The following is an 11,232-nucleotide window of genomic DNA, read 5'->3' on the forward strand; positions in this document are numbered from 1 at the left end:
TCAGCGGCCGAGCACGCGCTCGTAGACCTCGACCATCGCCGCCGTGCGCGACGACTGCAGGAACTCGTGGGCGACGCGCTCCGTCGGGACGGGCGCGGTGCCGGCCGCGATGTCGGCGGCGGCGGTGCGGATGGCCGCGGCGAGCGCCGCGATCCGGCCCGGCTCGTCGTCGGGCGCGGGCACCGCCCAGATGCCGCCGTCGAACTCGCCCGCGATGTCGGGGTCGCTGATGATCGACGGCGTGCCGAGGGTCGCCGCCTCGAACGGGGTCATGCCCTGGGTCTCGAAGCCGATCGATGTCTGGATGAGGGCGTCGGCCGCTGCGATGCGCGCGAGAGTCTGCTCGTAGGGGAGCCGGCCGGCGAACCGCACGCGATCGCCGAGCCCCCGCTGCGCAACGAGTCGTCGCGCCTTCTCGAGCTCGAAGCCCCCGCCGATGACCTCCAGCTCGGCGCGCACGCCGGCGTCGGCGAAGGCCTCGAGTGCGGGGAGGAGCCGCTTCTCGGGCGACATGCGCCCGAGCCACACGAAGCGCGGACGCCCGGGGGCGCGGAGGATCGGGGCGGCCTGCAGCACGCGCGCGCGGACGTCGTCGTCGATGCCGTTCCACACGACGTCGACGGGCGCGAAGACCCCGTGCTCCTCGAGCCGCCGCGCGAAGTGGCGCGACGGCGCCGTCACCGCCGACGCACCGCGCGCGAGGCCGCGCAGGTAGGCCCATCCGTCATCGCCCGGTCCTGAGCCGGGGAGGGCGCGTCGTCGCCATGCGTTGAGCGCCCGGAGGACGAGACCCGGGAAGGGCGCGGTGGCCTCGATGCCGACGTCGACCCGGTTGTGCATGGTGTGCACGACCGGAACCCGGAGCCGCCGCGCGAGGCGATGCCCCAGGAACGCGCTCCAGAAGTCGGCCTGGACGTGCACGAGGTCGGGCAGCGGCGCGCCCTGTGCGACCCGGCGGGTCAGCGCGCGGTCGATGAACGCGTCGGCCGAGGCGCCCGGCCAGGTGAACGAGTACTCGCGGTCCCACGTGACGGGCACGGACGGCAGGTCGAGGTAGGCGGGATCGTCGCGGTTCACGGGGTCGCGCGACCAGCGCCGGGGCGCGACGACGGTGACGACGTGACCCGCCCGCTCGAGGAAGCTGCGCTGCAGCCGCGTCGAGACCTGCGCCCCGCCCAGCGTCTCGACGTGCTGGTCGCCGAAGATGACGATGTGCACGGCGTCAGGCGGGGAGCGCTTCGCCCCGGTACAGCGCCTCGAACGTGTCGAGCGTGCGCGTGATGTCGTGGGCCTCGACCATCCGCAGGGATGCTCTCTGCATGCGCTCGCGCTCCTCGGGAGCTGCCGTGAGCACATCCGTCAGCCGCGCCGCGAGCGCGTCGACGTCGCCCGGCTCGAAGAGGTAGCCGTTCTCGCCCTCGTGCACGAGGTGCGGGAGCGCGACGGCGTTCGCCGCCACGACCGGCAGACCGGACGCCATGGCCTCCATGGTGGCGATCGACTGCAGCTCGGCGATCGAGGCGATCGCGAACACCGAGGCGCGCGTGAGCGCGTCGCGCAGCACCTCGTCGGTCGTGTGGCCGAAGAACGTCACGCGGTCGGCGATCCCCAGCTCGTCGGCGAGCCGCTCGAGCAGCGGGCGCTGGTCGCCGTCGCCGACGAGGTCGAGCTTGACGTCGAGGGCGGGATCGAGACGCGCGATCGCGCGGAGGAGCACGTCCACGTGCTTCTCGGTCGTGATGCGCCCCACGAACACGACGCGGTTCTCCGTGCGGGGGAGAGGTCGGCCGTGTACTGCGACTTGTCGATGCCGCAGCTGATGGGGATGACGCCGGCGATGTCGATCGTCGCCTCGAGGAAGTCGGCGGCCTTGCGCGTCGGGGTCGTGACCGCCGCGGTGAGGTCGAACGTGCGCTTGGCGTCGTCCCACGCGAGCTTGACGAGGAGGCGGTTGAGGGCCGGCGGCAGCTTCGTCGAGTCGACGATGTTCTCGGGCATCACGTGGTTCGTGGCGATCACGGGGATGCCGCGCTTGCGCGCCTCGCGGGCGAGGCCGCGGCCGATGACGATGTGCGACTGGATGTGCACGACGTCGGGCTTCACGGCGTCGAGCACCTGGCGCGCGTAGTGCTTCGAGCGCCACGGCCACACGAATCGGAGCCACTCGTGCCACCACAGGTGCACCGACGGCAGCCGGTGCAGGGTCATGGGCTGGCCCTCGATGACCTCGGTGCGCGGCGCCGTGCGCTTCCACGCCGTGTTCGGCGCGCTCACGTGCACGTCGTGTCCGCGCTGGACGAGACCCGCGGCGAGGCGCTCCGCGAACCGGGCCGCCCCGTTGATGTCGGGCGAGAACGTGTCGCACCCGAGCAGGATGGTCAGTCGGTCGGACGCGGAAGTGGTCACGGATGCCTCACAGTGCAGTTCGTGGCGGCGCCATGCGGCCTGGGGGAAGTCTTCCCGAGCCTATTGCACCAGTTTGGAGCTGACTGTGAGGCGTGCCGACGCGGCTCAGCCCTGCTCGGCCCACCACGCGCGCAGCCGTCGCTCGGCCTCCTCGGGGCCCAGCGCGCCCTCATCCAGGCGCAGGTCGAGCAGGAACCGGTACGCCTGGCCGACCACCGGGCCCGGGCCCACGTCGAGGATCCGCTGGATCTCGTTCCCGTCGAGGTCGGGGCGGATGGCGTCGAGCTCCTCCTGCTCGCGGAGAGCCGCGATGCGCGCCTCGATGTCGTCGTACGCGTGCGCGAGACGCGCGGCCTTGCGGCGGTTGCGCGTCGTGACGTCGGCGCGGGTGAGGATGTGCAGGCGCTCGAGCTCGTCGCCCGCGTCGCGCACGTAGCGGCGCACGGCGGAATCCGTCCACGCGCCCTCGGCGTAGCCGAAGAAGCGCAGATGCAGCTCGATGAGCTTCGAGACCGAGCCGATCGTCTCGCCGTCGTAGCGCAGCGCCTGCAGCCGCTTCTTCGCCATCCGCGCGCCGACGAGGTCGTGGTGGTGGAACGAGACGGCTCCGCCGGGCTCGAGCTTGCGGGTGCGCGGCTTGCCGATGTCGTGCAGGAGGGCGGCGAGGCGCAGCTTCACATCGGGCTCGGCGTCCGGATGGCGCGCGCGCTCGTGCTCGATGGCCTGCGCGAGCACGGTGAGGGAGTGCTCGTAGACGTCCTTGTGGTGGTGGTGCTCGTCGACCTCGAGGCGCAGCGCGGGGATCTCGGGGAGGAACTGGTCGATGAGGCCCGTCTCGACGAGAACGCGCAGCCCGCGCACGGGGTCGTCGGTCTGGAGGAGGCGGGTCAGCTCGCCCTGGACGCGCTCGGGGCTCACGATCGCGAGCGTCTCGCGCAGGTCGGCGATCGCCGCGAGCGTGCCCTCCTCGATCGCGAAGCCGAGCTGCGCGGAGAAGCGGGCGGCGCGCAGCATGCGCAGCGGGTCGTCTCCGAAGCTGACCCGCGGATCGATCGGCGTGCGCAGGACGCCGGCGACGAGGTCCTCCACGCCGCCGGTCGGGTCGACGAGCCGCACGTCGGGGACGCGCAGCGCCATCGCGTTCACGGTGAAGTCGCGTCGCGTGAGGTCGGCCTCGAGGGTGTCGCCGAACTCGACGGTCGGCTTGCGCGTCTCGCCGTCGTAGCTGTCGGCCCGGTAGGTCGTGATCTCGACCTGCTCGCCCTGCACGCGCGCGCCGATCGTGCCGAACGCCCGGCCGATGTCCCACTGCGCGGAGGACACCGGCGTGACGATCCGCAGGATGTCGTCGGGGCGCGCGTCGGTCGTGAAGTCGAGGTCGTTCGTCGTCCGCCCGAGGAGGGCGTCGCGCACGGGTCCGCCGACGACCGCGAGGCCGTGGCCCGCATCGGCGAACGCCTGCGCGAGGGTCGCGACCACGGGCGACGCCGCGAGGTCGCCGAGGCGCGCGAGACCGGCGGCCATGTTGAGCATGGCTTCCAGGGTACCGGGCGGTCGCAGGGCGGCCCCGAGACTAGCGTCCGTCGTCGAGGCCAGCGCCGGGTGCACTGGTCTCGACGACGAGCGCTAGTCTCACGGACCGGGAGGCCGGGGCCGGGCCCGGGGGCCGGGGGCGGGGTCAGGCGGGGGCGAGGAAGCCGTCGAGGACGAGCTCGCGGACGGCGGGCAGGAGCCCCGCACGCAGCGCGTCCTCGTCCGTCTCGAGCAGCTGCGCGAGCGCCGCGACGATCTGCCCCAGGGCGAGCTCCCCGTCGCACGCGCCGACGAGCGCGGCGAGCGCCGGGTCGGCCTGCGCGGAGCGCCCGAAGCCGCCGCCCTGACGCAGCTCGATCACGCTGGGGTCCGCGGCGCCGGGGAGGTGGTGACGCGACTCGGTGACGTCGGGCGCCGCCCGCAGGCGCAGGGCGAGCAGCTCGGCGTCGGGGAGCGGCGCGATGCGGTCGTGCGCCGCGAGCACCGCCGCGAGATGCGTGCCGAGCGCGCCCTCCGACGGGATCGCCTGCGTGACGCGCTCATAGCGCGCGAGCCGCGGCGCGCCATCCGCTCTCCTCAGGAGCACGTAGCCGAAGCCGATCGCCGTGACGCCTCGCTCGGAGAAGTCGTCGAGCCAGGCGTCGAGGAGTCGGTCGTGCGCGGGGCTGCCAGGGGTCGTGCCGCCGTCGCGGATCCACATCTCGGCGTAGGCGATCGGGTCGAGCTCCTCGCGCTCGATCACCCACGCCTCGAGAGCGACGTCGGACGCCTCGACCCACGCGCGCATGCGGTCGAGCCCGGGCACGCCGTCCTTCGTCTCCCAGTTCGCGAGGAACTGCGCGGTTCCGCCCGGAGCGAGGTGGCGGCCGACGCCCGCGACGACCTGCTGCACGAGCGCGTCGCCGACGAGCCCTCCGTCGCGGTACTCGTACTCGGGCACGCCCGTGACCCGCGGCGTGATGACGAACGGCGGATTCGACACGATGCGGTCGAACACCTCGCCGGCGACGGGGTCGAACAGCGACCCGGCCCGCGTCTCGATGCCCGTCGCGCCCGCGAGCGCCGCGTTCAGCCCCGCGAAGCGGAGGGCGCGCCGGGAGATGTCCGTCGCGACGACCCGGTCGGCGAAGCGACGGGCGCGCAGGGCCTGGATGCCGCACCCCGTGCCGAGGTCGAGGACCGTCCGCACGGGAGTCGGAAGCTGCAGACCGGCCAGCGTGAGGGATGCTCCGCCCGCGCCGAGCACGTGATCCTCCGCGAGCGCGCCCCCGCCCAGGGCGATCTCGTCGAGATCGCTCGCGAGCAGCCACTCGCCCGGACCGCGGTCGTCGTGGAAGGACTGGGGGCGGATGACCGCGAGCGGCGCGACCACGTCGGCGTCGACCGCGGCGAGTCCGAGTGCGACGAGCCCGCTGGCGCCGACCCGGGGGAGCGCGGCGTCGACCGCGGCGAGCGGCTGCCCGACGCCGAAGACGAGCAGCCGCGCGAGGACGGCGAGCGCGTCGTCGCGCTCGCGGATGGCCCGGAGGGCGGGGGCGCGGAGCCCGCGCCCGATCGCGTCATCGGCCTCGACTCCCCACATCGCGCGCAGCGCCTCGGATCGGAACCGCGCGGCCGAGAGGTCGGCGGCGAGGTCGCGGCACAGGGCGGGATCGGGGCGCGGGGTCACCCGACCATTCAACCGCGCGCTCGTGTCATCCGCTTCCCCGCGCCGCTCCGAGCGAGCTCGAAGGGAGCTCACAGCGCACTTTTAGCACTCTCCCCCTGAGAGTGCTAATTTGAAACATGAGTCGATGCGACTCAAGGTGATGTTGCGAACAGCGCCGAGCGAACAGAGGAGGACGATCACGATGGCGATGTTCTTCGATCCGTTCCGTGAGTTCGACCGGGTGGCCGAGCAGCTCTTCGACCGCCAGGGCCCCCGCCTCATGCCGATGGATCTCTACCGCGACGGAGACCACTACGTGCTGAGCGCCGACCTTCCCGGCATCGATCCCGGAAGCGTCGACATCGATGTCGACGGCCAGCTCCTGACCATCCGCGCGCAGCGGACGGGCCGCAGCGAAGAGGGCGTGAAGTGGATCACGCGCGAGCGGCCGACGGGCGCGTACATGCGTCAGCTGAACCTCGGCCAGGGCATCGATACCGAGCGCATCACGGCGACCTACGAGAACGGCGTGATGAGCGTGCTCATCCCGATCAGCGAGAAGGCGAAGCCGCGCAAGATCGAGGTGCAGCGCTCGGGCGACAGCAGCCAGACGCTGACGGCCCCGGAGCTCACCTCCTGATCCCCCGGATCATCCGCGCGCACAGGGAGAGGGGCAGATGCGATCGTGAACTGCTCCCTGGAAGTTGGACTGTTGAATTCAGTTCCGACTTCCAGGGAGCAGTTTCATGCATCCACGTAGTTCACTGTCCGATGACCAGCGGGAGGCGGCGGTAGCGTTGTTCGAGGTCGGGTGGGGTCCGGATGCGGTCGCCACGCGACTCGAATCGCGTCTGAATCCGGTGCGCCGGCTCTATGACCGGTGGCGGGTGCGTGAGGGTAGGACATTGCTGATGAAGCCGACGAAGGCGTCGTACTCGTTCGAACGCAAACTCGAGATCGTCACCCGGTTCCTCGCCGGCGAGACCAAGGCGGAACTGGCTCGCGAGTTCGATCTGTCGTCTCCGAAGCTGATCGAGACGTGGGCGCGGAGATACCGGAACGAGGGCGAGGACGCGCTGCGCCCCAAACGCACGGGCAGACCACCCGAACGGAACGCTGACCCGAGCGAGGCGACTGAGCTGGAGCGGTTGCGGCGGGAGAACGCGCGGCTGCAGGCGCAGGTCGCGTACTTGGGAAAATTGCGGGCCTTGATGGAGCAGCAACGACGGTCAAAGTGAACGCCGTCGTGACCCTCAAGGCAGAACACTCCCTCACCGACCTGCTCGCCGCGGCCGGGCTTGCCCGGTCGACGTTCTTCTATCACCAGGCCCGCCGCGACGCCCCGGACCCGTATGCGGAGCTGAAGGCCGCGATCACGGACGTGTTCACCGTGAACAAGGGCCGTTACGGGTATCGGCGCGTGCACCGTGTGCTGGTGCACGACGGGTGGCAGATCGATCGCAAGACCGTGCTGAAGCTGATGCGTCAGCTCGGTCTGGCCTCCACATCCCGCCGGAAACGGCGGTATGTGTCCTACCAGGGCGAGGTCGGGCAGATCGCCGAGAACATCCTGGACCGTGATTTCACGGCCGAGACGATGAATGAGAAGTGGGTCACGGATGTGACCGAGTTCCGCGTCGGCGACGAGAAGCTCTACCTGTCGCCGGTGATGGACCTCTGCAACCGGGAGATCATCGCGTACTCGACCAGCCGGTCCCCGAACCTGAACCTGACGAACAGCTCGCTGTCCGCGGCGATCGCAACACTCGAGCCCGGGCAGCACCCGCTGGTGCACTCCGACCAGGGATTCCAGTACCAGCACCGCTCCTGGCGGGCGCTGCTCGCCGACGCCGGCGCAACACAGTCGATGTCCCGCAAGGGCAACTGCTTCGACAACGCGGTCATGGAGAACTTCTTCGGCCACCTCAAGGAAGAGTGCTTCCACCACGTCCGCTACCTCAGCATCGAAGCCCTCGACACCGCACTGCACGACTACATCCGCTGGTACAACAACGACCGCATCACCGAACGACTCGAGGGCCTGAGCCCGGCGCAACACCGGACCCAGACCCTCGCAGCCTAGGCTTCAACTAGACCAGTCCAACAAACGCGGACCAGTTCATCGCATCTGCCCCTCTCCCTGTGCGCTGGCTACGCGTCGCGACGCGCGCCCTCCGACGGCGTCACCGTGAAGGTGTGCGGCGCCCGGAAGCCGCGTTCCGCGAAGGCCGCATGCGCCGCCTCGGCGACGACGTCGACCCGATCGGCGTCCACGAGCGCGATCGCCGCGCCGCCGAAGCCGCCGCCGGTCATGCGCGCGCCGATCGCGCCCGCCGCGAGCGCAGCCTCGACGGCGGTGTCGAGCTCGGGGACCGAGATCTCGAAGTCGTCCCGCATCGACGCGTGCGACGCGACGAGGAGATCGCCGATGGCCCGCGGCCCGGCCGTGCGCAGCGTGGCGACGGTGTCCAGCACACGCTGGTTCTCCGTCACGATGTGCCGCACCCGGCGGAAGGTCACCTCGTCGAGCGTCTCCGCGGCGCGCGCGAGGTCGTCGACCGACAGGTCGCGCAGCGAGGGCACCCCCATGTCGGCCGCGCCCTTCTCGCACGAGGCCCGGCGGTCGCGATAGCCGCCCGTCGAGTGCGCGTGCGTGACCTGCGTGTCGATGACCAGCAGGGCGAGCCCCTCCCGGGCGAAGCCGAGGTCGACGGACTCCGTCGCGAGGGTCCGGCAGTCGAGGAACGTCGCGGCGTCGGGCCGGCCGAGCGTCGACGACACCTGGTCCATGATGCCCGTCGGCGCGCCGACCGCCTCGTTCTCCGCCGTCCGCCCGATCTTCGCGATCGAGAGGCCGTCGAGCCCGAGCTCCCACAGATCGCTGAGCGCCGATGCCGTCGCCCCCTCGATCGCCGCCGACGAGGACAGTCCCGCGCCGACCGGCACGTCCGATGCGAGGGCGATGTCGAGGCCGCCGACGTCGGATGCGCTGCGCCCGGTCGCCGCGAGGGCGGCCCAGGCGACGCCGAGGGGATAGGCGGCCCACTCGGGCACCGATCCGCTCTGCACGGCGTGACCCGCTGCGCCGTCGAAGGTGGCCGCGAGCGCGTCGATCGACAGCTCGAACGGGGCCCGGTCGAGGGTCGAGATGACCCGGAGAATGCGGTCGCCTCGCATGCCGACCGCGGCATACGTGCGGTGCTCGATCGCGAACGGGAGCACGAAGCCCTCGTTGTAGTCGGTGTGCTCCCCGATGAGGTTGGCGCGCCCCGGCGCCGACCAGACGCCCGCCGGCTCTCCGCCGGTGAGCGGGCGGAGCAGCTCGATCGCCTCGTGCTGCGCGGTCATGCCCCCACCGCCTCGCGCAGTCGCTCTGCGGTCTGCTCGGGCGGGACATCCCCGATCCACGCTCCCATGGCGGCCTCCGATCCGGCGAGGTACTTGAGCTTGTCGGCCGCGCGACGCGGCGAGGTGAGCTGCAGGTGCAGGCGCGCCGTGTCCCTCGCGACGTCCACGGGCGCCTGATGCCACGCCGCGATGTACGGCGTGGGGGTGTCGTAGAGACGGTCGACGCCCCGCAGCAGACGCAGGTACACCGAGGCGAGCTCGTCGCGCTCGGCGTCCGTGAGAGCGGCGAAGTCGGGAGCGTGGCGCCGTGGCGCGAGGTGCACCTCGACGGGCCATCGCGCGGCGAACGGCACGTACGCGATCCAGTGCTCGGCCTCGAGCACGACGCGGGGGCCCTGCTGCTCGAAGGCGATGATCCTCTCGAACAGATCGGCGCCCTCGCGCTCGATGGCCTGCAGCAGGAGCTTCGTGCGCGGCGTGATGTAGGGGTACGCGTAGATCTGGCCGTGGGGATGGTGCAGCGTCACGCCGATCTGCTCGCCCCGGTTCTCGAACGGGAAGACCTGGCGGATGCCCGGCAGGGCCGAGAGCGCGGCGGTGCGGTCTGCCCATGCCTCGATGACGGTCCGAGCGCGGGTCTCCGTCTGCGTGCCGAAGGAGCCCTCGCGCTCGGGGCTGAAGCACACGACCTCACAGCGGCCGACCGACGTGCGGCTGCGGCCGAGCCCCGGCGCGTCGAGGTCGTCGAGGCCGAGCGGCGGGTCGACGGCGGCGGGCGCGTCCCCCGTGGCGACGTCGAGTGCCGGGCCGAACGACGGCGACTTGTTCTCGAAGACCGCGACGTCGTAGAGGCTCGGCACCTCCGACGGGTTCGTCGGCGTCTGCGGGGCGAGCGGGTCGAGCTCGGCCGGCGGCAGGAACGCCCGGTTCTGGCGCGCGGCGGCGACCGAGATCCAGTCGCCCGTGAGCACGTCGCGACGCATCGTCGCCGTCTCGGGCCGCGGACCGAGCTCGCGCTCGTCGATGCGCCGCTCCTCGGGCAGCGTCGTGCCCGGGTCGTCGTAGTAGATGAGCTCGCGCCCGTCGGCGAGACGCGCGACGCGCTTGACCACGCCGGCGCCCAGCGTCGTCCCCGGTGCCACCATGGCTCCTCCGTTCCTGCGCGATGCCGCGCGTGTTGACGTCAACATGGATGGTAGTGCAAAGTGGGTCGCAGGAGAAGGGAGACCCCATGGCGCAGGTGTCGGCCGCCGACGTCGCCCGACTCGCCGGGGTCTCGGGCCAGACCGTCTCGCGCGTCGCCAACGGATCTCCTCGCGTCGACCCGACGACCCGCGCGCGGGTCGAGGCCGCCATGGCTCAGCTCGGCTATCGGCCGAACCGCACCGCGCGCGCCCTGCGGACCGGCCGCACCCGCACGATCGGCGTCGTCGTGCGCACGCTGGCCTCGGTCGGCAACACCCGCATGCTCGAGGCCGTCACGCAGGCCGCGTCGGCCCGCGACCACGCCGTCCTCGTGGTGACGCTCTCGGAGGACGCCGAGCGCGCCGACACGGCGTTCGCGGCGCTCGCCGACCACGGCGTCGACGGCGCCGTGGTCCTCAACGAGGCGACACCGAGCATCCACGAGGCCGCGGAGCCCGGGTTCCCCGTCGTCGCGGTCGACGCCGACACGAGCGAGCGGTTCACCGTCATCTCGTCGGATCACGCCGGCGGCGCCGAGAGCGCCACCGCGCACCTCCTCGCGCAGGGGCACGCCTCCGTGCATCATCTGGCCGGCCCCGCGGGCTCGTTCGCCGCCGCCGAGCGCGAACGGGGATGGCGCGCCGCCCTCGCGGCGAGGGGCGCGACCGCGCCGCGTCCTCTGCGCGGAGACTGGACGGCCGCGTCCGCCCGCGATCTCGCGGAGGAGCTCGTCGCGGACCCCGCGGTCACCGCGGTCTTCGCGGCGAACGACCAGATGGCGCTCGGCGCCCTGCACGCCGCCCACGCAGCGGGGCGCGACGACCTCGCAGTCGCCGGGTTCGACGACGTCGTCGACGCGGCGGACTACTGGCCGCCGCTCACGACGGTGGCGCAGGACTTCGACGAGCTCGGCTCGACCGCGGTCGACCTGCTCCTCGCGCTGCTCGCGGGCGACGCCGTGGCCGACCGCACGATCGTGCCGACGCGCCTCATCGTCCGCGAGAGCTCACTGCGCCCCCGGTGACCATTGCGGCACGCCTCGCAGGGCGCGTCCAGCCGTGTTCGTAGGATTGAACGGTCCCGTGCGCCCTCGCACGACCCGATGAGCAGGA

The 11,232-nt window shown here is 72.1% G+C and carries 9 protein-coding genes and 1 pseudogene; 4 read left to right on the forward strand and 6 right to left on the reverse strand.

The genetic code is table 11. The annotated features are described in order from the left end of the window. The 4 genes and pseudogenes from GC092_RS15960 to GC092_RS15975 form a co-directional block, all read right to left on the reverse strand. Entirely contained in the window at window positions 1-1,218 is a 1,218-nt protein-coding gene (locus tag GC092_RS15960; RefSeq protein WP_324013264.1) for a glycosyltransferase, read from the reverse strand. A gap of 4 nt (window positions 1,219-1,222) precedes the next feature. Next, window positions 1,223-2,424 (reverse strand): annotated as a pseudogene (locus GC092_RS15965) (glycosyltransferase). An 87-nt stretch (window positions 2,425-2,511) separates the two neighbouring features. Beyond that, window positions 2,512-3,939, reverse strand: a complete 1,428-nt coding sequence (locus tag GC092_RS15970) for a CCA tRNA nucleotidyltransferase (RefSeq protein WP_324013266.1) — start codon at window positions 3,937-3,939, stop codon at window positions 2,512-2,514. A gap of 145 nt (window positions 3,940-4,084) precedes the next feature. Beyond that, window positions 4,085-5,608, reverse strand: a complete 1,524-nt coding sequence (locus GC092_RS15975; protein ID WP_324013268.1) for a DUF7059 domain-containing protein — start codon at window positions 5,606-5,608, stop codon at window positions 4,085-4,087. 181 nt (window positions 5,609-5,789) lie between these two features. Here GC092_RS15975 and GC092_RS15980 point away from each other — a divergent pair, with 181 nt between their 5' ends. From GC092_RS15980 to GC092_RS15990, 3 genes are all read left to right on the forward strand, one after another. Continuing rightward, the gene (locus GC092_RS15980; RefSeq protein WP_271172552.1) at window positions 5,790-6,227 is read left to right on the forward strand and encodes an Hsp20/alpha crystallin family protein; all 438 of its coding nucleotides are present in this window, start codon (window positions 5,790-5,792) and stop codon (window positions 6,225-6,227) included. 271 nt (window positions 6,228-6,498) lie between these two features. Further along, a complete protein-coding gene (locus GC092_RS15985) occupies window positions 6,499-6,825 on the forward strand; it encodes a helix-turn-helix domain-containing protein (protein WP_324013271.1) in 327 nt (108 codons plus the stop codon). Next, window positions 6,822-7,670, forward strand: coding sequence for an IS3 family transposase (locus GC092_RS15990; protein ID WP_324013273.1), 849 nt, complete (start codon window positions 6,822-6,824; stop codon window positions 7,668-7,670). Before GC092_RS15985 ends, GC092_RS15990 begins: the two co-directional genes overlap by 4 nt. A gap of 68 nt (window positions 7,671-7,738) precedes the next feature. Here the strand turns inward: GC092_RS15990 and galK are convergent, their stop codons facing one another. Together galK and galT are read right to left on the reverse strand one after the other, a co-directional pair. Continuing rightward, window positions 7,739-8,935 (reverse strand): galactokinase, encoded by a 1,197-nt coding sequence (gene galK, locus GC092_RS15995; protein WP_324013275.1) that lies wholly within the window; start codon window positions 8,933-8,935, stop codon window positions 7,739-7,741. Then, window positions 8,932-10,080, reverse strand: a complete 1,149-nt coding sequence (galT, locus tag GC092_RS16000; protein ID WP_324013277.1) for a galactose-1-phosphate uridylyltransferase — start codon at window positions 10,078-10,080, stop codon at window positions 8,932-8,934. The genes galK and galT overlap by 4 nt, the downstream gene beginning before the upstream one ends. A gap of 86 nt (window positions 10,081-10,166) precedes the next feature. Here galT and GC092_RS16005 point away from each other — a divergent pair, with 86 nt between their 5' ends. Continuing rightward, complete coding sequence (locus GC092_RS16005) at window positions 10,167-11,144, forward strand: LacI family DNA-binding transcriptional regulator (RefSeq protein WP_324013279.1); 978 nt, start codon at window positions 10,167-10,169, stop codon at window positions 11,142-11,144. Window positions 11,145-11,232 lie beyond the last annotated feature (88 nt).

Source organism: Microbacterium sp. JZ37, assembly GCF_035188445.1.
GTDB classification, from domain to species: domain Bacteria; phylum Actinomycetota; class Actinomycetes; order Actinomycetales; family Microbacteriaceae; genus Microbacterium; species Microbacterium barkeri.

Bases quoted from the DNA above. Each gene is read 5' to 3' on its own strand.
- GC092_RS15970 (WP_324013266.1), bottom strand. From the start codon at position 3,939: ATGCTCAACATGGCCGCCGGTCTCGCGCGCCTCGGCGACCTCGCGGCG.
- galT (WP_324013277.1), bottom strand. From the start codon at position 10,080: ATGGTGGCACCGGGGACGACGCTGGGCGCCGGCGTGGTCAAGCGCGTC.
- galK (WP_324013275.1), bottom strand. From the start codon at position 8,935: ATGACCGCGCAGCACGAGGCGATCGAGCTGCTCCGCCCGCTCACCGGC.
- GC092_RS15985 (WP_324013271.1), top strand. From the start codon at position 6,499: ATGAAGCCGACGAAGGCGTCGTACTCGTTCGAACGCAAACTCGAGATC.
- GC092_RS15980 (WP_271172552.1), top strand. From the start codon at position 5,790: ATGGCGATGTTCTTCGATCCGTTCCGTGAGTTCGACCGGGTGGCCGAG.
- GC092_RS16005 (WP_324013279.1), top strand. From the start codon at position 10,167: ATGGCGCAGGTGTCGGCCGCCGACGTCGCCCGACTCGCCGGGGTCTCG.